13 protein-coding genes, 1 tRNA gene, 3 rRNA genes and 1 riboswitch are annotated in these 20,769 nt (G+C 58.1%); of the genes, 11 read left to right on the forward strand and 6 right to left on the reverse strand.

Features of this window, described 5'->3' with window-relative positions; translation table 11 throughout:
• Positions 1–63: 63 nt before the first annotated feature.
• Both thiE and thiC read right to left on the reverse strand, forming a co-directional pair.
• Positions 64–708: a thiamine phosphate synthase gene (gene thiE, locus L1P05_RS00920; protein ID WP_012847055.1), complete on the reverse strand. Its 645-nt coding sequence runs from the start codon at positions 706–708 to the stop codon at positions 64–66.
• Positions 708–2,639, reverse strand: a complete 1,932-nt coding sequence (gene thiC, locus L1P05_RS00925; RefSeq protein ID WP_012847056.1) for a phosphomethylpyrimidine synthase ThiC — start codon at positions 2,637–2,639, stop codon at positions 708–710. The genes thiE and thiC overlap by 1 nt, the downstream gene beginning before the upstream one ends.
• Positions 2,640–2,749: 110 nt before the next feature.
• A riboswitch (TPP riboswitch) is annotated at positions 2,750–2,865 on the reverse strand.
• A 167-nt stretch (positions 2,866–3,032) separates the two neighbouring features.
• On the opposite strand from thiC, the gene nudC reads away from it, so the two are divergent.
• The 6 genes from nudC (at position 3,033) to L1P05_RS00955 (ending at position 7,495) form a co-directional block, all read left to right on the forward strand.
• Complete coding sequence (gene nudC, locus L1P05_RS00930) at positions 3,033–3,806, forward strand: NAD(+) diphosphatase (protein ID WP_012847057.1); 774 nt, start codon at positions 3,033–3,035, stop codon at positions 3,804–3,806.
• Between the two features lie 47 nt (positions 3,807–3,853).
• The gene (gene hemE / locus L1P05_RS00935) at positions 3,854–4,918 is read left to right on the forward strand and encodes a uroporphyrinogen decarboxylase (protein ID WP_012847058.1); all 1,065 of its coding nucleotides are present in this window, start codon (positions 3,854–3,856) and stop codon (positions 4,916–4,918) included.
• A 14-nt stretch (positions 4,919–4,932) separates the two neighbouring features.
• A complete protein-coding gene (gene nfi / locus L1P05_RS00940) occupies positions 4,933–5,619 on the forward strand; it encodes a deoxyribonuclease V (RefSeq protein ID WP_012847059.1) in 687 nt (228 codons plus the stop codon).
• A 105-nt stretch (positions 5,620–5,724) separates the two neighbouring features.
• Positions 5,725–6,315: a YjaG family protein gene (locus tag L1P05_RS00945; RefSeq protein ID WP_012847060.1), complete on the forward strand. Its 591-nt coding sequence runs from the start codon at positions 5,725–5,727 to the stop codon at positions 6,313–6,315.
• Positions 6,316–6,504: 189 nt separating this feature from the next.
• The gene (hupA, locus tag L1P05_RS00950) at positions 6,505–6,777 is read left to right on the forward strand and encodes a nucleoid-associated protein HU-alpha (protein ID WP_012847061.1); all 273 of its coding nucleotides are present in this window, start codon (positions 6,505–6,507) and stop codon (positions 6,775–6,777) included.
• A gap of 43 nt (positions 6,778–6,820) precedes the next feature.
• A complete protein-coding gene (locus L1P05_RS00955) occupies positions 6,821–7,495 on the forward strand; it encodes a DUF1481 domain-containing protein (RefSeq protein ID WP_226064171.1) in 675 nt (224 codons plus the stop codon).
• Between the two features lie 34 nt (positions 7,496–7,529).
• Here L1P05_RS00955 and purD read toward each other — a convergent pair whose 3' ends face one another.
• Both purD and purH read right to left on the reverse strand, forming a co-directional pair.
• Positions 7,530–8,807, reverse strand: a complete 1,278-nt coding sequence (gene purD, locus L1P05_RS00960) for a phosphoribosylamine--glycine ligase (RefSeq protein WP_012847063.1) — start codon at positions 8,805–8,807, stop codon at positions 7,530–7,532.
• 41 nt (positions 8,808–8,848) lie between these two features.
• A complete protein-coding gene (gene purH / locus L1P05_RS00965; RefSeq protein WP_012847064.1) occupies positions 8,849–10,438 on the reverse strand; it encodes a bifunctional phosphoribosylaminoimidazolecarboxamide formyltransferase/IMP cyclohydrolase in 1,590 nt (529 codons plus the stop codon).
• A 561-nt stretch (positions 10,439–10,999) separates the two neighbouring features.
• Here purH and L1P05_RS00970 point away from each other — a divergent pair.
• The 4 genes from L1P05_RS00970 to rrf all read left to right on the forward strand — a co-directional run bounded on the left by L1P05_RS00970 (position 11,000) and on the right by rrf (position 16,004).
• Positions 11,000–12,543: ribosomal RNA gene (locus L1P05_RS00970) — 16S ribosomal RNA — on the forward strand.
• A gap of 82 nt (positions 12,544–12,625) precedes the next feature.
• Positions 12,626–12,701: transfer RNA gene (locus tag L1P05_RS00975), tRNA-Glu, on the forward strand.
• A gap of 189 nt (positions 12,702–12,890) precedes the next feature.
• Positions 12,891–15,798 (forward strand): 23S ribosomal RNA (locus L1P05_RS00980).
• Between the two features lie 90 nt (positions 15,799–15,888).
• Positions 15,889–16,004: ribosomal RNA gene (gene rrf, locus L1P05_RS00985) — 5S ribosomal RNA — on the forward strand.
• The 16S, 23S and 5S rRNA genes sit together here with 1 tRNA gene alongside, the layout of an rRNA operon.
• Positions 16,005–16,284: 280 nt before the next feature.
• Here rrf and satP read toward each other — a convergent pair.
• Entirely contained in the window at positions 16,285–16,848 is a 564-nt protein-coding gene (gene satP, locus L1P05_RS00990) for an acetate uptake transporter (protein ID WP_012847065.1), read from the reverse strand.
• A gap of 85 nt (positions 16,849–16,933) precedes the next feature.
• Entirely contained in the window at positions 16,934–18,889 is a 1,956-nt protein-coding gene (acs, locus tag L1P05_RS00995) for an acetate--CoA ligase (RefSeq protein WP_012847066.1), read from the reverse strand.
• Positions 18,890–19,389: 500 nt separating this feature from the next.
• On the opposite strand from acs, the gene gltP reads away from it, so the two are divergent.
• Positions 19,390–20,709, forward strand: coding sequence for a glutamate/aspartate:proton symporter GltP (gltP, locus tag L1P05_RS01000; RefSeq protein ID WP_015460712.1), 1,320 nt, complete (start codon positions 19,390–19,392; stop codon positions 20,707–20,709).
• Positions 20,710–20,769: the final 60 nt, after the last annotated feature.

A 20,769-nucleotide genomic window follows, 5' to 3' on the forward strand; every position in this document is an offset into this window, starting at 1 on the left:
TTGCCTATTTACCCCCCTGCGACGCTGGGGGCGTCGGTGAGGCGGGGGAGGGGCTGTGGGACGTTAGGCGTCGTTTGCGTGCCGTCCCTCGATCAGCTGCAGCAGGGTATCGGTCGCCGCCAGCCAGTCCGGCGCCCGGGTAATGGCGCTGACCAGCGCGATGCTGCCAACGCCGCAGGCCAGAACATCCGGGACGCGGGCGATGCTGATCCCGCCGATGGCGACGCTGGGATAGGTGCCCAGGCGCGCCACCTGGCGCCGCAGGTCGCTCAGTCCCTGTGGCGCCGTCGCCATCTGTTTGCTGTCGGTGGGAAAGACGTGGCCGAGCGCAACGTAGGAGGGCCCTGCTGCGAGCGCGCGATCCATCTCGGCATCGTCGTGCGTGGAGAGGCCCAGGCGCAGCCCGGCGCGGCGAATGGCGGCCAGATCAGCCCGATCAAGATCCTCCTGGCCCAGGTGTACGCCGTAGGCGCCGAGGCGGATCGCCTGGCGCCAGTAGTCATTGATAAACAGCCGTGCCTGATAGTGGTGCCCTAGGGCAATCGCCTGGGCAAGCTCATCGCCGATCTGATCCTCGCGACAATCTTTGATGCGTAGCTGCAGGGTGCGAACTCCGGCGCGCAGAAGGCGCTCGATCCATTCAACGCTGTCGACGACCGGATACAGCCCCAGGCGCGTCGGAACCGGAGCAAAGAGAGGCTGACGCATTACGACTCCTTACGCGACGGTGCGCTGTCGGTGACGTCCGCCAGATAGATTTCGCCGCCCTGATCTCGGAACTGCTGCGCCATTTGTGCCATGCCGGGGTCGGCCGCCTGCTGGCGCGCGGCGTGCTCACGAACCTCTCGAGAGATCTTCATGGAGCAGAACTTTGGCCCGCACATCGAGCAGAAGTGAGCGAGCTTGCCGGATGCCTGCGGTAGGGTGGCATCGTGATAGGCGCGCGCCGTCACCGGATCGAGCGCCAGATTGAACTGATCCTCCCAGCGGAATTCGAAGCGGGCCTTGGACATGGCGTTATCGCGAATCTGTGCGCCGGGATGTCCCTTGGCCAGATCGGCGGCGTGGGCCGCGATCTTATAGGTGATGAGTCCCTGCTTGACGTCATCCTTATCGGGCAGCCCCAGATGCTCCTTGGGCGTGACATAGCACAGCATCGCGCAGCCGAACCAGCCGATCATGGCGGCGCCGATGCCGGAGGTGAAATGGTCGTAGCCGGGGGCGATGTCGGTCGTTAACGGCCCCAGCGTATAGAAGGGAGCCTCGTGGCAGTGGCTGAGCTCCTCCTCCATATTTCGCTGAATCATGTGCATGGGGACGTGGCCCGGACCTTCGATCATCACCTGCACATCGTATTCCCAGGCGATTCGGGTCAGCTCGCCAAGGGTATGCAGCTCGGCGAACTGTGCCGGATCGTTGGCATCCTGGATCGATCCGGGCCGCAGGCCGTCGCCGAGTGACAGCGCGATGTCATAGGCGCTACAGATCTCGCAGATCTCGCGGAAGTGCGTATAGAGGAAGTTCTCCTGGTGGTGCGACAGGCACCATTTGGCCATGATGGCGCCGCCGCGCGATACGATGCCGGTCAGGCGCTCGGCGGTCATCGGAATGAAGCGCAGCAGCAGGCCCGCGTGCAGGGTGAAATAGTCCACGCCCTGCTCCGCCTGTTCTAACAGCGTATCCCGGACCAGCGGCCAGTCAAGGTTCTCGGCGATGCCGTTGACCTTCTCCAGCGCCTGGTAGATGGGGACGGTACCGATAGGCACCGGGCTGTTGCGGAGGATCCACTCGCGCGTCTCGTGAATATAGCGGCCGGTAGAGAGATCCATCACGGTATCGGCGCCCCAGCGGGTGGCCCACACCAGCTTTTCGACCTCTTCCTCTATCGAGGAGGTGACAGATGAGCTGCCGATGTTCGCATTGACCTTTACCAGAAAGTTACGCCCGATAATCATGGGCTCTGACTCGGGGTGGTTAATGTTGGCCGGAATGATGGCGCGCCCGGCGGCGACCTCGTCCCGGACAAACGCTGGCGTGATATTGTCCGGCAGGTGGGCGCCGAAGGCGATCCCCGGGTGCTGCTGACGTAAGACGGCACTGCGAATGCGCTCGCGCCCCATATTTTCACGCAGCGCGATAAACTCCATCTCTGGGGTGATGATACCCTGTCTGGCATAGTATAGCTGCGTGACGCGATGTCCCGGTCGCGCGCGCCGCGCGGATGAGCGCTGTTCAAAACGCAGCGTCTCCAGATCCCGATCGGCCTGGCGGCGGCGAGTATAGTCTGAGCTGCGCCCCGGCAGGATCTCGCTGTCGTTGCGCTCCGCGATCCAGGCGCTGCGTATGGCCGGCAGTCCGCGGCGTAGATCGATCTCCGCCTGCGGATCGCCATAGGCGCCGGAGGTGTCATACACCGCAATCGCTTCATTATCACGCCACTGCGGCTGCTCTGGCGTTCCGCCGATCAGGGTTGGACTTAAGCTAATTTCGCGCAGGGGGACGCGGATATCCGCTCGCGAGCCCTGCAGGTAGATGCGTTGGGAGCTGGGATAGGCTTGCGCCTGGAGATTATCGATAAAGGCCTGAGCCTGGGCCCGGCGCTGGCGACGCGGCGCGTCGCGGTGAGTAAGGGTAGACATAGCAAATTCCTGCCATCAACGGTGTTACAGGGAAAAATTGCTTGTCTGGAGCTCGGAGAGGAGTAATGAATAGTGGTGAACGTTTCAAAAGGGCCTGAGCCCGGTTCAGCGTGATAATTACTCTTGTTCCCTTCGTGGGTATTAGCCCAATCAGGTTCCGCGGATCCCGAATCAACGGTCTCAGCCTGTGATACGGCGTATCAGCTAGGCACTCCGACAAGATAGCGCGCAGCGCAGGCTGCGCCTACGATGCGGGAGCCAGTGTAAGGAGCGGCCTGCGAAACTGCAAGCATTGTTAATAATATGTTTAGTAATGACGTAGACTTGATGCGCGCTGCCTGCGCGGGGGAAGCCGGGCGCGTCCATCGAGCGTAAGGGGTTTATACGGTGACAGTGGCACAGCAATTGAGTGACAGCGATAGCGGCTGGTGGGTGGTCAGCGATCGGGGACGTATCTGGCTGCCGGAGGGCGAGCTGCCCTACGGTAGCGCCGCTCAGTGGCATTTGGTCGGCGAGACGGCGTATCGCATCGGTGAGTGGCAAGGCATGCCGGTATGGCTGCTGTGTCTGACGTATCCGCAGGACATGACGTCGGTTCGCCAGCTGATCGATGCCGATCGCGGCCTGTTTCAGCTGGCCGGGCGCGGCGTGCAGCTGGCGGAGTTTTTTCAGTCCCACCGTTTCTGCGGCTCCTGCGGGCACCCGATGCACGCGAGCCAGCAGGAGTGGGCGCGTCTATGCGCTCATTGTCAGCAGCGCTATTACCCACAGATCGCCCCCTGCATCATCGTTGCCATTCGCCGTGATGATCACATTCTGCTGGCGCGGCATAATCGCCACCGTAACGGAATCTATACCGTATTGGCGGGCTTTGTCGAAGTGGGGGAGACCCTGGAGCAGGCGGCGGCGCGGGAGATTTTTGAGGAGAGCCGACTGCAGGTGAAGAACCTGCGCTACGTGACCTCGCAGCCGTGGCCGTTTCCCCATTCGCTGATGATGGCCTTTCTGGCCGACTATGCCGCCGGCGACCTGTGCCACGATCCTAAAGAGCTGCAGGAGGCCGATTGGTATCGCTATGATCGTTTGCCGCAGCTCCCCCCGGCCGGCACCGTAGCCCGCCGTCTGATCGAAGACACCGTCGCGCTGTGCCGGGCGCAGCATGAATAAGCAGACCGCATGTTACAATGCCATCAAATAATAATGGGAGCCGAAGGATGACCGAACTGAAAAACGATCGCTACCTGCGCGCGCTGCTGCGCCAGCCGGTCGATGTGACCCCGGTATGGATGATGCGTCAGGCGGGGCGCTATCTGCCGGAGTACAACGCCACCCGCGCGCAGGCCGGTAACTTTATCGCCCTGTGTAAAAATGCCGAGCTGGCCTGCGAGGTGACGCTGCAGCCGCTGCGTCGTTTCCCGCTGGATGCGGCTATTCTGTTTTCTGACATACTGACCGTGCCAGATGCCATGGGGCTGGGCCTCTATTTCGAGGCCGGCGAGGGGCCGCGTTTTACCCATCCGGTGACCTGTCACGCCGATATCCAACGGCTCCCGATCCCCGATCCTGAACAGGAACTGGGCTATGTTATGGACGCGGTGCGTACCATTCGTCGCGATCTGCGCGGCGACGTGCCGCTGATCGGCTTCTCCGGCAGCCCCTGGACGCTGGCGACCTATATGGTAGAGGGCGGCAGCAGCAAGGCCTTTACTAAAATCAAGAAGATGATGTACTCCGATCCGGCGGCGCTGCATCTGCTGCTGGATAAGCTGGCGCAAAGCGTCATTCTGTATCTGAATGCGCAGATCCGCGCCGGGGCGCAGGCGGTCATGATCTTTGATACCTGGGGAGGCGTGCTGACCGGGCGCGACTATCGCGAGTTCTCTTTGCGCTACATGCACCAGATTGTCGATGGCCTACAGCGCGAGAGCGAAGGCCGCCGGGTGCCGGTGACCCTGTTTACCAAGGGCGGGGGGCAGTGGCTGGAGGCGATGGCTGATACGGGCTGCGATGCTCTGGGACTGGACTGGACCTGCGATATTGCGGACGCCCGCCGCCGGGTTGGCGATCGGGTGGCGCTGCAGGGCAATATGGATCCTTCGCTGCTGTATGCGCCGCCGGCGCGCATTGAGCAAGAGGTCGCGACGATCCTGGCCGGCTTTGGCCAGGGCGAGGGACACGTGTGTAATCTGGGTCACGGCATTCATCCGGATGTCCCTCCCGAGCACGCCGGCGTGTTTGTCGATGCGGTGCACCGACTGTCTGTACCTTATCATCGCTGATGGGACATTAACCGATGGATTTGCAGGCGTTACGCAGTGAGCAGCGGGCCCGGGCTGTACAGGTGGAGCGGGCGGATCGCTGGGAGGCCCCGGTATTGATCGCCGGCGCCGACGTGGGGTTTGAGCAGGATGGCGCGGTGACCCGCGCCGCGCTGGCCGTACTGTGCTACCCCGAGCTGACGCTGGTGGAGTATCAGGTCGCCCGCATTGAGACCCAGATGCCCTATATTCCCGGCTTTCTCTCGTTTCGTGAGTATCCGGCCCTGCTGCAGTCGTGGGGGCAGCTACGGCATCGCCCCCAGCTGGTGATGGTGGACGGTCACGGGATCGCCCACCCGCGTCGCCTTGGGATCGCCAGCCATTTTGGCCTGCTGGTCGATGTGCCCACCATCGGGGTTGCCAAACGGCGTCTATGCGGGCAGTTTGCGCCGCTGGATGAGACGCCGGGGTCGACGGTGGCGCTCATGGATGGGGGCGAGCAGCTTGGCTGGGTGCTGCGTAGCAAGGCTCGCTGTAATCCGCTGTTTATCTCCGGCGGCCATCGCGTGAGTACGGACAGCGCACTGGCGTGGGTACAGCGCTGCCTGCGCGGATACCGTCTCCCAGAGCCGACCCGCTGGGCCGATGCCATCGCCTCGCGACGGCCGGCCTTTCTGCGTTGGCAGTCTGCTCAGCCGCGATCGGCGGTTCAGGTGGAATGAATATAAACGGGCGATGGATAAAGATTCCTATAATCAGGCGCAGCCGTAGGGTTTTTCCCGCAATTCGGTTAGACTGCGCCGCAGATAATCGAGAGAGACTTCAGCATGCTGCGTAATCCCATTCATAAACGTCTGGAAAAGTTGGAAAGCTGGCAACAGCTGACCTTTATGGCTTGCCTTACTGAGCGGATGTACCCCAACTACCAGGCTTTTTGCCAGCAGAGCGCCTTTGGCGAGGCGGCGGTGTATCGCCGTATTCTGGATCTGGTCTGGGAGCTTTTGACGGTTAAAGACGTCAAAATTAACTTCGACAGCCAGTTGGAGAAGTTAGAGGCGGCGATCCCCGATGCTGATGCCTACGATATGTACGGCGTCTATCCGGCGATCGATGCCTGCGTTGCGCTGAGTGAGATCCTGCACGCGCAGCTGGGCGGCGAGATGCTGGCGCACGCCATTGCCGTGAGCGAAACCTCTCTGTATACCGTTTCCATGCTGGAAATGACGCAGTCTGGGCGTGAAATGAGCGACGACGAACTGAAGGCATTACCGGCAATCCAGGATGAATTAGACATTCAGTGGGAGATTTATCGCCTGCTGAGCGAAGCGGAAGAGCGCGATCTGGAACTGATAAAAGGGCTGCGTGCAGACCTGCGTGAGGCAGGTGTGAGCAATATTGGTATTGAATTAGCGCAATAAGACGGCAAAACGTGATTTAACACCTGATTTGTCGCCCTATAAGGCTTCACATTCGCCCCCCGCTTGTTCTACATTTGGGGGGCGTAAAAGAAGTGGCTATCGGTGCGTGTATGCAGGAGAGTGCTGTCAATCGGCATATCCGTCGCACTCGATGCTTTGCAAACGATAAACACACTGTAAGGATAACTTATGAATAAGACTCAGCTGATTGATGTAATTGCAGACAAGGCCGATCTGTCTAAGACCCAGGCGAAAGCCGCTCTGGAGTCTACCCTGGCTGCCATTACTGAGTCTCTGAAAGCAGGCGATGCTGTACAATTGGTTGGTTTCGGTACTTTTAAAGTGAATCATCGTAACGAGCGCACTGGCCGTAACCCGCAGACCGGCAACGAGATCAAAATTGCCGCCGCCAACGTACCGGCGTTCGTTTCTGGCAAGGCATTGAAAGACGCGGTTAAGTAATAAGCCACGCGTGGTAAGCGCAGAATATGTAGTTGAGGGGGCGATGACGCCCCTTTTGTCTATGTGCCGTCGGGTACGTGGGCTGCTGCCGGTCGCACTGCTGCTGACCGGCTGCCATTCCACGGCGCCGGTTGCGCCGTTTACCGCGACGGGCTATATCGCGGACGGTGGGATCGTTCGACTCTGGCGTCTGGAGGGGGCAGGGCATCAGCCCCAGGCGATGATGCGGGTATTCACCCCGCTGGATGGCACCGAGACGCAGATCGATCGCTATACCTACCGCGATGGACATCTGTACCAGATCCGGCAGCAGACGGGGCAGGGTAACGACGATGTGCTGCAGCTGCGCTTCGATATGCAGGGTTCGCTGAGCTATATGCAGCGCCTGCGCAACGGGAGCAAGGAGATGCCGGGGAGCGACGAGGTCGCTAAAGCCCAGTACCAGGCCCGTCATGCGCAGGAGATGGCGACGACGCTGGCAGCCGGTGGGGTTAACCTCATTCAGGGGCGTTGGCAGGGGGGAATATTTACGCGCTGCGATGGTCAGGTCGCGCCGCTGCCGCTCTCCGGCTGGCAGGCGGCACAGCTGGCGCGGCGAGAGGCCAATAGCCGTGGTCCGCTATGGGTGGCCTGGCTGTCGGCTCCGGAGGGGGCACAGCTACTGCAGGTTGCTAATCATAATATCTGCGCCTGGGCCCCGACGGAAAAAACGGTGTAAAAGCCGGCCTTGCGCCGGCTTGATAGTCTGAGCGCTAGCGCTGTAGCGCCCGGTAGCCGATATCGCGGCGGCAGAACCCGCCCTCCCAGCTCAATGCATCGGCCAGACGGTAGGCATTGCGCTGCGCTTCGGCAATGTCCTCGCCCAGCGCTGTCGCACACAGCACCCGTCCGCCGCAGGTTTCGACCTCACCCTGAGCATTCAGCCGGGTTCCGGCGTGAAACACTTTGGCCTGCGCGGTTCCCTGGGTGAGACCGTGAATGACGTCGCCTTGACGATAGTCGCCCGGGTATCCACCTGCGGCTAATACGACGCCCAGCGCGGGGCGTGGATCCCATGCCGATGACTGCTGGTCCAGGGTGCCGTTGGCACCGGCCAGACACAGCGCGACCAGATCGGACTGCATGCGCATCATGATGGGCTGGGTCTCCGGATCGCCAAAGCGACAGTTAAACTCAATGACCTTGGGCGCGCCGTCGGCCGAGATCATCAGGCCGGCATACAGGAAACCAGTATAGGGGGCGCCCTCCTGTGCCATACCGCGTACGGTTGGCCAAATCACCTGCTCCATTACCCGCTGATGCACCGCATCGCTGACCACCGGCGCCGGGGAATAGGCCCCCATTCCGCCGGTATTGGGGCCGCTGTCGCCATCGCCAACTCGCTTATGATCCTGGCTGGTGGCCATCGGTAGCACGTGTTCGCCGTCGACCATAACGATAAAGCTGGCCTCTTCTCCCTCCAGAAACTCTTCAATGACAATGCGATGCCCGGCGTCGCCAAAGGCGTTACCGGCCAGCATATCGTGGACGGCCGCTTCGGCCTCCTCCCGCGTCATTGCGACGATCACCCCTTTACCTGCGGCCAGGCCATCGGCCTTGATCACGATCGGTGCCCCCTGCTCACGCACGTAGGCCAGCGCCGGCTCGACCTCGGTGAAATTGCGGTAGGCGGCGGTAGGGATGCGCTGACGCGCCAGGAAGTCTTTGCTGAACGCTTTGGAACCTTCGAGGCGGGCGGCGCTTTGGCTCGGGCCAAAGATCGGCAGCCCCGCCGCGCGGAATGCATCGACCACCCCGAGCACCAGCGGCGCCTCTGGACCGACGATCGTGAGCCCGACCTGATGGCGCAAAGCAAATGCAACTAACGCATCGATATCGGTCGCGGCGATATCGATATTCTCTAGCGCGGGTTCCAGCGCAGTGCCGGCGTTACCCGGCGCGACAAATACGCGTTCGGCCAGCGGAGATTGGGCCGCTTTCCACGCCAGGGCATGTTCACGCCCGCCGCTGCCGATAATCAAAATATTCATGATGGTCACCTGTGAGCCGCGGGAGGCCCGCGGCGATTAGCTTAGTGGCGGAAGTGGCGCATGCCGGTAAAGATCATGGCGATGCCGTGTTCGTTGGCGGCGGCGATGACCTCGTCATCACGAATGGAGCCCCCCGGTTGGATGACGCAGCGGATGCCGACGGCGGCGGCGGCATCGATACCGTCACGGAACGGGAAGAAGGCATCGGATGCCATCACGGAGCCGGCGACCGGTAGACCCTCGTCCGCGGCTTTGATACCGGCAATTTTGGCTGAATAGACCCGGCTCATCTGTCCGGCGCCGATGCCAACGGTCATGTTATCCCGTGCGTAGACGATGGCGTTGGACTTCACAAACTTGGCGACCTTCCAGCAGAACAAGGCATCGCGCAGCTCCTGCTCACTGGGCTGGCGTTCGGTGACCACGCGCAGATCGGCGACATCCACCATTCCGAGATCGCGATCCTGCACCAATAGCCCGCCGTTGACCCGTTTGAAGTCCAGACCGGGGATGCGTGCATCCCACTCGCCGCAGGCCAGAACGCGCACGTTTTGCTTAGCGCTGAGGAGATCCAAGGCATCCTCGGTCACATGGGGGGCGATGATCACCTCAACGAACTGGCGCGCGATGATGGCCTGAGCGGTCTTGGCATCCAGCGTACGGTTAAAGGCGATGATGCCGCCAAAGGCGGAGGTGGGATCGGTCTGGTAAGCGCGCTCATAGGCATCGAGCGGATCGTCGCCGAGCGCAACGCCGCAGGGGTTCGCATGCTTAACGATGACGCAGGCCGGTTCGGCAAAGCTCTTGACGCACTCCAGCGCGGCGTCGGTATCGGCAATGTTATTGTAGGACAGCGCTTTCCCCTGAAGCTGCTGGGCTGTCGCGATGCAGGCTTCAACCTGTGGCTCCTCTATATAGAAGGCCGCCTGCTGGTGGCCGTTCTCGCCGTAGCGCATATCCTGTTTTTTTATTAGGTTAAGGTTTAGCGTCCGCGGGAAACGACCGCTTGGGCTCTGGGTATCGCCGTGGTAAGGCGCGACCAGCGTACCAAAGTAGTTGGCGATCATACTGTCGTAGGCGGCCGTATGCTCAAAGGCCTTAATGGCCAGGTCGAAGCGGGTGGCCTGCGTCAGGGCACCGTGGTGGGCGTCCATTTCGGCAATGATGTTATCAAAATCGCCGTTGTTAACCACGATAGCGACATCGTTATGGTTCTTTGCCGCGGAGCGCACCATGGTTGGTCCCCCGATATCGATATTCTCCACCGCCTCTTCCAGCGTGCAGTCGGGACGCGCAACGGTTTGAGCAAAGGGATAGAGGTTGACGACCACCATATCGATGGGCTGAATACCATGCTGCTGCATAACGGCAGCGTCGCGATCGCGGCGTCCGAGGATCCCACCGTGAACTTTGGGATGCAGGGTCTTGACGCGTCCGTCCATCATCTCAGGAAAGCCTGTGTAGTCGGAAACCTCGGTAACCGGCAGACCGGCCTGTGACAGAAGGCGGGCGGTACCGCCGGTGGAGAGCAGCTCAACGCCGCGCAGGTGTAACGCCTGGGCGAATTCGACGATACCGGATTTATCGGAGACACTCAGCAGTGCGCGGCGAACAGGACGACTGTGTTGCATGGTGGTTATATCCCTCGGCAATGGATCGCAGTAAACCCTACTTATATACCTATTAGAATTTGCTACGAATGAAGCGGAATGTTGATGCGCGATGATTTTAACGAAAACGTTTGCGTAAAGCTCGACAAATTTTTGCCGGCGCGGTCTTTGTGGATAACTCTGTGCGTAATGGGGTATAAGCAGTTCAATTGCTGTGTAATGCATCATTCGGTTCATTTGGGGCAAAATAGCGGTTGCGCCCGGTAAAACAGGCCCTATAATGCGCCTCCATCGACACGGCATATGTGAACAACATCACAGGATGAGCCGGGGAGAGTGAGAGAGAAACGGCAAATTAAACGTTGACTCTCACCGAGGAAAGCGTAATATACGCCACCTCGACTTGGTAAGGAAAACTTGCTAAGTCACTGCTCTTTAACAAATTATCAGACAATCTGTGTGGGCACTCGCAAGATTCGTATTACGCATTCCTCGGAATGCGAAAATATTTAAAGTCTTGAAGAGTGACAGCAGTTAATTCATTACGAATAAACAGTTTAATTTCTTTGAGCATCAAGCTTTTAATTGAAGAGTTTGATCATGGCTCAGATTGAACGCTGGCGGCAGGCTTAACACATGCAAGTCGAGCGGTAGCAGGGAGAAAGCTTGCTTTCTCCGCTGACGAGCGGCGGACGGGTGAGTAATGTCTGGGGATCTGCCTGATGGAGGGGGATAACTACTGGAAACGGTAGCTAATACCGCATAACGTCGCAAGACCAAAGTGGGGGACCTTCGGGCCTCATGCCATCAGATGAACCCAGATGGGATTAGCTAGTAGGTGGGGTAATGGCTCACCTAGGCGACGATCCCTAGCTGGTCTGAGAGGATGACCAGCCACACTGGAACTGAGACACGGTCCAGACTCCTACGGGAGGCAGCAGTGGGGAATATTGCACAATGGGCGCAAGCCTGATGCAGCCATGCCGCGTGTATGAAGAAGGCCTTCGGGTTGTAAAGTACTTTCAGTAGGGAGGAAGGTGTGAACGTTAATAGCGCTCACAATTGACGTTACCTACAGAAGAAGCACCGGCTAACTCCGTGCCAGCAGCCGCGGTAATACGGAGGGTGCAAGCGTTAATCGGAATTACTGGGCGTAAAGCGCACGCAGGCGGTTTGTTAAGTTGGATGTGAAATCCCCGGGCTTAACCTGGGAACTGCATCCAAGACTGGCAAGCTAGAGTCTCGTAGAGGGAGGTAGAATTCCAGGTGTAGCGGTGAAATGCGTAGAGATCTGGAGGAATACCGGTGGCGAAGGCGGCCTCCTGGACGAAGACTGACGCTCAGGTGCGAAAGCGTGGGGAGCAAACAGGATTAGATACCCTGGTAGTCCACGCTGTAAACGATGTCGATTTGGAGGTTGTGCCCTTGAGGCGTGGCTTCCGAAGCTAACGCGTTAAATCGACCGCCTGGGGAGTACGGCCGCAAGGTTAAAACTCAAATGAATTGACGGGGGCCCGCACAAGCGGTGGAGCATGTGGTTTAATTCGATGCAACGCGAAGAACCTTACCTACTCTTGACATCCAGCGAATCCTGTAGAGATACGGGAGTGCCTTCGGGAACGCTGAGACAGGTGCTGCATGGCTGTCGTCAGCTCGTGTTGTGAAATGTTGGGTTAAGTCCCGCAACGAGCGCAACCCTTATCCTTTGTTGCCAGCGGTTCGGCCGGGAACTCAAAGGAGACTGCCAGTGATAAACTGGAGGAAGGTGGGGATGACGTCAAGTCATCATGGCCCTTACGAGTAGGGCTACACACGTGCTACAATGGCGTATACAAAGAGAAGCGAACTCGCGAGAGCAAGCGGACCTCATAAAGTACGTCGTAGTCCGGATTGGAGTCTGCAACTCGACTCCATGAAGTCGGAATCGCTAGTAATCGTGGATCAGAATGCCACGGTGAATACGTTCCCGGGCCTTGTACACACCGCCCGTCACACCATGGGAGTGGGTTGCAAAAGAAGTAGGTAGCTTAACCTTCGGGAGGGCGCTTACCACTTTGTGATTCATGACTGGGGTGAAGTCGTAACAAGGTAACCGTAGGGGAACCTGCGGTTGGATCACCTCCTTACCTGAAGATACGAAATTGTGTAGTGCTCACACAGATTGTCTGATAGATGTTCGAGCAAACGCGTCTGCGAAGCCGACCCTGTGTCCCCTTCGTCTAGAGGCCTAGGACACCGCCCTTTCACGGCGGTAACAGGGGTTCGAATCCCCTAGGGGACGCCATTTGCGGTATCGGGTGAAAGACGATGCCAACTGTATTGCAAAACGGACTTACGAGTCATGTTTGCAATATTTGCTCTTTAACAATCTGGAACAAGCTGAAAATTCGAAAACAATCGAATTGCTTTTAATAAGTGATTCGAGAGTCTCTCAAATGCTTACAGCACGAAGTGAAACACCTTCGGGTTGTGAGGTTAAGTGACTAAGCGTACACGGTGGATGCCTAGGCAGTCAGAGGCGATGAAGGACGTGCTAATCTGCGATAAGCGTCGGTGAGCTGATATGAAGCGTTATTAGCCGGCGATGTCCGAATGGGGAAACCCAGTGCAATCCGTTGCACTATCGTTAAGTGAATACATAGCTTAACGAGGCGAACCAGGGGAACTGAAACATCTAAGTACCCTGAGGAAAAGAAATCAACCGAGATTCCCCTAGTAGCGGCGAGCGAACGGGGAAGAGCCCAGAACCTGAATCAGTTTGTGCATTAGTGGAAGCGTCTGGAAAGTCGCGCGATACAGGGTGATAGCCCCGTACACGAAGGTGCACAGCTGTGAGTTCGATGAGTAGGGCGGGACACGTGTTATCCTGTCTGAATATGGGGGGACCATCCTCCAAGGCTAAATACTCCTGACTGACCGATAGTGAACCAGTACCGTGAGGGAAAGGCGAAAAGAACCCCGGCGAGGGGAGTGAAATAGAACCTGAAACCGTGTACGTACAAGCAGTGGGAGCATCCTTCGGGGTGTGACTGCGTACCTTTTGTATAATGGGTCAGCGACTTATATTTTGTAGCAAGGTTAACCGAATAGGGGAGCCGTAGGGAAACCGAGTCTTAACTGGGCGTCTAGTTGCAAGGTATAGACCCGAAACCCGGTGATCTAGCCATGGGCAGGTTGAAGGTTGGGTAACACTAACTGGAGGACCGAACCGACTAATGTTGAAAAATTAGCGGATGACTTGTGGCTGGGGGTGAAAGGCCAATCAAACCGGGAGATAGCTGGTTCTCCCCGAAAGCTATTTAGGTAGCGCCTCGTGAACTCATCTTCGGGGGTAGAGCACTGTTTCGGCTAGGGGGTCATCCCGACTTACCAACCCGATGCAAACTACGAATACCGAAGAATGTTATCACGGGAGACACACGGCGGGTGCTAACGTCCGTCGTGAAGAGGGAAACAACCCAGACCGCCAGCTAAGGTCCCAAAGTCATGGTTAAGTGGGAAACGATGTGGGAAGGCATAGACAGCCAGGATGTTGGCTTAGAAGCAGCCATCATTTAAAGAAAGCGTAATAGCTCACTGGTCGAGTCGGCCTGCGCGGAAGATGTAACGGGGCTAAACCATGCACCGAAGCTGCGGCAGCGACGCTTAGGCGTTGTTGGGTAGGGGAGCGTTCTGTAAGCCTGCGAAGGTGGCCTGTGAGGGCTGCTGGAGGTATCAGAAGTGCGAATGCTGACATAAGTAACGATAAAGCGGGTGAAAAGCCCGCTCGCCGGAAGACCAAGGGTTCCTGTCCAACGTTAATCGGGGCAGGGTAAGTCGACCCCTAAGGCGAGGCTGAAAAGCGTAGTCGATGGGAAACAGGTTAATATTCCTGTACTTGGTGTTATTGCGAAGGGGGGACGGAGAAGGCTAGACCGGCCGGGCGACGGTTGTCCCGGTTTAAGCGTGTAGGTGGGGTAACTTGGCAAATCCGGTTACCTTTAACACTGAGGCGTGATGACGAGGCACTACGGTGCTGAAGTGGTTAATGCCCTGCTTCCAGGAAAAGCCTCTAAGCTCCAGATAACACTGAATCGTACCCCAAACCGACACAGGTGGTCAGGTAGAGAATACCAAGGCGCTTGAGAGAACTCGGGTGAAGGAACTAGGCAAAATGGTGCCGTAACTTCGGGAGAAGGCACGCTGGCACGTAGGTGAAGTCCCTCGCGGATGGAGCCGAAGCCAGTCGAAGATACCAGCTGGCTGCAACTGTTTAATAAAAACACAGCACTCTGCAAACACGAAAGTGGACGTATAGGGTGTGACGCCTGCCCGGTGCTGGAAGGTTAATTGATGGGGTCAGCCGCAAGGCGAAGCTCTTGATCGAAGCCCCAGTAAACGGCGGCCGTAACTATAACGGTCCTAAGGTAGCGAAATTCCTTGTCGGGTAAGTTCCGACCTGCACGAATGGCGTAATGATGGCCAGGCTGTCTCCACCCGAGACTCAGTGAAATTGAACTCGCTGTGAAGATGCAGTGTACCCGCGGCAAGACGGAAAGACCCCGTGAACCTTTACTATAGCTTGACACTGAACATTGAACCTTGATGTGTAGGATAGGTGGGAGGCTTTGAAGTGTGGACGCCAGTCTGCATGGAGCCGACCTTGAAATACCACCCTTTAATGTTTGATGTTCTAACCTGGTCCCGTGATCCGGGATAGGGACAGTGTCTGGTGGGTAGTTTGACTGGGGCGGTCTCCTCCCAAAGAGTAACGGAGGAGCACGAAGGTTAGCTAATCCTGGTCGGACATCAGGAGGTTAGTGCAAAGGCATAAGCTAGCTTGACTGCGAGAGTGACGGCTCGAGCAGGTGCGAAAGCAGGTCTTAGTGATCCGGTGGTTCTGAATGGAAGGGCCATCGCTCAACGGATAAAAGGTACTCCGGGGATAACAGGCTGATACCGCCCAAGAGTTCATATCGACGGCGGTGTTTGGCACCTCGATGTCGGCTCATCACATCCTGGGGCTGAAGTAGGTCCCAAGGGTATGGCTGTTCGCCATTTAAAGTGGTACGCGAGCTGGGTTTAGAACGTCGTGAGACAGTTCGGTCCCTATCTGCCGTGGGCGTTGGAAGATTGAGAGGGGCTGCTCCTAGTACGAGAGGACCGGAGTGGACGCACCGCTGGTGTTCGGGTTGTGATGCCAATTGCATTGCCCGGTAGCTACGTGCGGAAAAGATAAGCGCTGAAAGCATCTAAGCGCGAAACTTGCCTCGAGATGAGTCTTCCCTTGGACCTTGAGTCCACTGAAGGAACGTTTAAGACTAAGACGTTGATAGGCTGGGTGTGTAAGCGTAGCGATACGTTGAGCTAACCAGTACTAATGATCCGTGAGACTTAACCTTACAACACCGAAGGTGTTTTAGAGAGACGAATGAAGCTTGTTCAAGATTGATACCGATGGCCAGTGATGGCGGTTGGTAAAACAGAATTTGCCTGGCGGCGATAGCGCGGTGGTCCCACCTGACCCCATGCCGAACTCAGAAGTGAAACGCCGTAGCGCCGATGGTAGTGTGGGGTCTCCCCATGCGAGAGTAGGGAACTGCCAGGCATCAAACAAACAAAAAGACCTCATGCGAAAGCATGGGGTCTTTTTGTTTATCGGCGTGTTGCCGGGAAGCGGATGACTCTCGAGGAAAACCGCGGCGCCGGCGGCGCATCTGAACGTCGCGAGAAGGCCGCGCGCGATAGCCTGAAGGGCGCCGACGGACAGGATCCCCACCGTCAACGGCCGTGGAACAGGACGGAGCGTCGAGGAAGCGACGTCTGAAAGCCGGGGGCCTTGGGTTTATCCGCCCGGCGGCTTTTGATCTTTGGCGCACCCACGCGCGTTATCGGGGCTCTCCGATGGGCAGCACGCAGCGGCCGAGCTGGCCATTGATCACCTCGGCCATGGCCAGGTAGATGGCGCTGGCGCCACAGATAATCCCTTCAACGCCGGCGATATGGAGCAAACCCGCATTACCGGTCAGATTGCCGTAGGCCAGCATAAAAAACAGGAGGGTGAGGCTGGCAAAGACAAACTGCAGTGCCCGGTTAGCGCGCAGGGTGCCAAAGAACATGAAGAGCGTGAAGATCCCCCATAGCGCCAGATAGGCCGCCAGCGACGGCGGCGTGACGGCATCCGCCAGCCCCATTTTAGGCAATAACAGTAGGGTAACCAGCGTGAGCCAGAATGCGCCGTAGGCGGTAAAGGCGGTCAGCCCGAAGGTATTGCCCTTGCGAAACTCCAGCAGTCCGGCGAAGATCTGCGCTAGCCCGCCAAAAAAGATCCCCATTGCGAGGATCATCGCATCCAGTGCGAATATGCCTGCATTGTGCATATTGAGCAGCACCGTGGTCATTCCGAATCCCATTAGCCCCAGCGGCGCGGGATTAGCCAGTTCGTTGTGCATAAAGACTCCTCGTACCGTAGCCGATAGTATTGGCCTGTGCGGTGTTATGAATGAGGCGGAGCGCGCTTCCCCGCCGTAAGCGACGTTAACGCGGCTGCATAGCCTGTTTCTCCTCCAGCAGTTTTTCTACGACGCCAGGATCGGCCAGCGTAGAGGTATCGCCCAGATTGCTGATATCGCCGCTGGCAATTTTGCGCAGGATGCGGCGCATGATCTTGCCGGAGCGAGTTTTGGGCAGCGCATCGGTCCAGTGCAGGATATCCGGTGTGGCGATGGGACCGATCTCTTTACGTACCCAGTCTCGGACCTCGGCGTACAGCGCGGGCGATGGTTCCTCGCCTACGTTCAGCGTGATATAGGCATAGATTGCCTGCCCTTTAATGCTGTGGGGGATCCCGACGACGGCCGCCTCGGCGATCTTCGGGTGCGCGACCAGCGCAGATTCGATCTCCGCTGTGCCCAGGCGGTGTCCTGAGACGTTGAGTACATCGTCGACGCGACCGGTTATCCAGTAATAGCCGTCTTCGTCACGTCGGGCACCGTCGCCGCTGAAATACATCCCCTTAAAGGTGGAGAAGTAGGTCTGTTCAAAGCGTTCATGGGCGCCAAACAGCGTACGTGCCTGCCCGGGCCAAGAGTCCAGGATCACCAGATTGCCTTCACTGGCGCCCTCCAGGATCTCCCCGCTGTTATCGACCAGGGCGGGCTGTACGCCAAAAAAGGGGCGGGTGGCCGATCCGGCTTTAAGCTCGGTGGCTCCGGGCAGCGGGGTGATCATAAAGCCGCCGGTTTCGGTCTGCCACCAGGTATCCATGATCGGGCAGTGGCCGTTGCCGATGGTATGGTAATACCACTCCCAGGCCTCGGGGTTGATCGGCTCACCGACCGATCCCATTATGCGCAGCGAGGTCCGCTGGGTGTCGGCGACGGCGCGCTGTCCCTCTGCCATCAGCGCGCGGATCGCCGTCGGCGCGGTATACAGAATATTGACCTGATGCTTGTCTACGATCTGGCTGAGGCGATTAATGCCGGGATAGTTGGGGACCCCCTCAAACATCAGCGTTATGGCGCCGTTGGCCAAGGGGCCATACAGCAGATAGCTGTGGCCGGTGACCCAGCCGACGTCCGCCGTACACCAGTAAATATCGCCGGGATGGTAGTCAAACACATACTTAAAGGTGGTCGCCGCGTATACCAGATAGCCGCCGGTACTGTGCAGTACGCCCTTCGGTTTACCGGTCGATCCGGAGGTATACAGAATAAACAGCGGATCTTCGGCGTTCATCTCCACCGCGGGGCAGTGTTCATCGGCCTGGGCCATCAGCTCATGCCACCAACGATCGCGGCCGCTGTCCCATTCGCCGGCGCCGCCGGTACGGCGGAATACCACGACATGGTGCACGCTGTTGACCTGAGGATGCTGCAGCGCTTCGTCGACGTTGCGCTTGAGTGGAATGGTTCGCCCGGCGCGAACCCCTTCATCTGCCGTGATCACCAGTTTGGCTCCGGAGTCGATAATGCGCCCGGCAACCGCCTCTGGGGAGAAGCCACCGAAGATCACCGAGTGTACGGCGCCAATTCGCGCGCAGGCCAGCATGGCAACCGCCGCCTCGACCACCATGGGCATATAGATCGCGACGACGTCGCCCTTTTCTACCTGCAGTGATTTCAGCACGTTGGCGAAGCGGCACACCTCACCGTGCAGCTGACGATAGGTTACTCTGCGGCTCTCCTGCGGATCGTCGCCCTCCCAGATGATGGCCGTCTGTTCGCCGCGTTCGGCCAGATGGCGATCCAGGCAGTTGGCCGCCAGGTTGAGGGTGCCATCCTCAAACCAACGGATATTGATATGGCCTGGATCGAAGGAGGTATTCTTAACCCGGCTATAGGGGGTTATCCAGCTGATGATCTGTCCCTGCTCCGCCCAGAACGCCTCGGGGTCCTCGACAGAGGCCAGATACATTTCACGATACATTTCCGCATTGATAAAGGCATGCCGGGCAATATCCGCCGGAACAGGGTAGGTATGGATCTGGCTCATGCTGCGTCTCCGCGCCGATGTTAATGATATGTCAATATAGAGTTAATTTTAGCCTCGGTTAGCGAGTTGTGCATTTTTTGCGCGCACGATCACGTAATAAAGCGCAGCGCGGCAGCGCACCACGGAGAATGCCCGGATGAAGCGAGCGCGTGCTGAACGACAGTGCACTGCACCAACTTAGCGCCCTAAATTAGTGCGTGTGAGATACCGCGTCGAGGAGAGAAGGGCCATCGGGGGTCATGGCGCGTTGCGCTATCGTTAAGATTGCCTCTGGTTTTATTCACCGGCGAATTATTGGCTATATAACAGCATATTGTTCTTTTATTCAGGTTGAATTATCGCCATCTGGAGTGATATGCCGTTTGGTGGCATAAATTATGCTTATCCCTCTATGTGTGCGACGTACAGCGGGACAGGCTGTGGCGGGTAATCGCCGTCGGGAAGTGGCAAGAGATAAAAAAGGGCGCTGCGGCGCCCAATAAGAATGAGGTTATAGCGTGATGAAGCGATTTACATTGACCCTGGCGTGGCAGATTGTCATTGCACTGATTTTAGGGATTGCGGTGGGTGCGGCGCTGCATGATCAAACCGAGTCGCGCCAGTGGCTGGTCAGCAACGTGCTGGGGCCCGCAGGCGATATTTTTATTCGCCTGATTAAGATGATTGTTATCCCGATTGTTATCTCGACGCTGATCGTCGGGATTGCCGGCGTCGGCGATGCGAAAAAGCTGGGACGCATTGGCCTGAAGACAATCCTCTATTTCGAGCTGATCACCACGGTGGCCATCGTCGTGGGCATTACGCTGGCTAACCTGTTTCAGCCGGGCCTGGGCGTCGATATGAGCCATCTGGCGGCGGTCGATATTTCACAGTATGAGCGGACCACTGAGCAGGTGCAGAGCGGGGCACACAGCCTGGTCGGTACGCTGCTGGCCCTGATACCGGCAAACCTGTTCTCTGCCATGGCAAAGGGCGAGATCCTGCCGATTATTTTTTTCTCGGTGCTGTTTGGCCTGGGGCTCTCTTCTCTGCCGGCAGATCATAAGGAGCCGCTGCTGCGGGTGTTCCGTGCGGTTTCCGAAAGCATGTTTAAAGTAACCCATATGATCATGCGCTATGCCCCGATCGGGGTCTTTGGCCTGATCTCGGTAACGGTGGCTAACTTTGGCTTTGCTTCGCTGATCCCGCTGGCCAAGCTGGTGCTGCTGGTCTACGCGGCGATCCTGTTTTTTGCCCTGGTGGTGTTAGGCACCGTAGCTCGCCTGTGCCACCTGCGTATCTGGACGCTAATCGTGATATTGAAAGATGAGCTGATCCTCGCCTACTCCACCGCCAGCTCCGAAACCGTGCTGCCGCGCATTATGGAAAAGATGGAGGCCTATGGCGCGCCGAAGTCGATCACCAGCTTTGTGGTGCCGACGGGCTATTCGTTTAATCTGGATGGCTCGACGCTATACCAAAGCATCGCCGCGATCTTTATCGCCCAGCTGTACGGTATTCAGCTGTCGCTCGGTCAGGAGATCATCCTGGTGCTGACCCTGATGGTGACCTCGAAAGGCATCGCTGGCGTCCCCGGCGTTTCGTTTGTGGTGCTGCTGGCGACGCTGGGCAGCGTCGGTATCCCGCTGGAGGGACTGGCCTTTATTGCCGGGGTCGATCGGATTCTGGATATGGCGCGCACGGCGCTGAATGTGGTGGGCAACGCATTGGCCGTACTGGTGGTAGCCAAGTGGGAGCATCAGTTCGATCGTACGAAGGCGCACGCCTATGAGGCGCGAATGCATACTCCGCAGGGCGTTGCCCAGCAGGATTTATTGTAATCACGCGGCGACGTTGAAAAAAAAGGGCGGAAAATCCGCCCTTTTTTATCTTTTGTCGTT

It is taken from the genome of Edwardsiella piscicida, assembly GCF_021733145.1.
Classification (GTDB): Bacteria; Pseudomonadota; Gammaproteobacteria; order Enterobacterales; family Enterobacteriaceae; genus Edwardsiella; species Edwardsiella piscicida.

Bases quoted from the DNA above. Each gene is read 5' to 3' on its own strand.
- gltP (WP_015460712.1), top strand. From the start codon at position 19,390: ATGAAGCGATTTACATTGACCCTGGCGTGGCAGATTGTCATTGCACTG.
- hupA (WP_012847061.1), top strand. From the start codon at position 6,505: ATGAATAAGACTCAGCTGATTGATGTAATTGCAGACAAGGCCGATCTG.
- purD (WP_012847063.1), bottom strand. From the start codon at position 8,807: ATGAATATTTTGATTATCGGCAGCGGCGGGCGTGAACATGCCCTGGCG.
- nfi (WP_012847059.1), top strand. From the start codon at position 4,933: ATGGATTTGCAGGCGTTACGCAGTGAGCAGCGGGCCCGGGCTGTACAG.
- purH (WP_012847064.1), bottom strand. From the start codon at position 10,438: ATGCAACACAGTCGTCCTGTTCGCCGCGCACTGCTGAGTGTCTCCGAT.
- hemE (WP_012847058.1), top strand. From the start codon at position 3,854: ATGACCGAACTGAAAAACGATCGCTACCTGCGCGCGCTGCTGCGCCAG.
- L1P05_RS00955 (WP_226064171.1), top strand. From the start codon at position 6,821: ATGACGCCCCTTTTGTCTATGTGCCGTCGGGTACGTGGGCTGCTGCCG.
- satP (WP_012847065.1), bottom strand. From the start codon at position 16,848: ATGCACAACGAACTGGCTAATCCCGCGCCGCTGGGGCTAATGGGATTC.
- thiC (WP_012847056.1), bottom strand. From the start codon at position 2,639: ATGTCTACCCTTACTCACCGCGACGCGCCGCGTCGCCAGCGCCGGGCC.
- thiE (WP_012847055.1), bottom strand. From the start codon at position 708: ATGCGTCAGCCTCTCTTTGCTCCGGTTCCGACGCGCCTGGGGCTGTAT.
- L1P05_RS00945 (WP_012847060.1), top strand. From the start codon at position 5,725: ATGCTGCGTAATCCCATTCATAAACGTCTGGAAAAGTTGGAAAGCTGG.
- acs (WP_012847066.1), bottom strand. From the start codon at position 18,889: ATGAGCCAGATCCATACCTACCCTGTTCCGGCGGATATTGCCCGGCAT.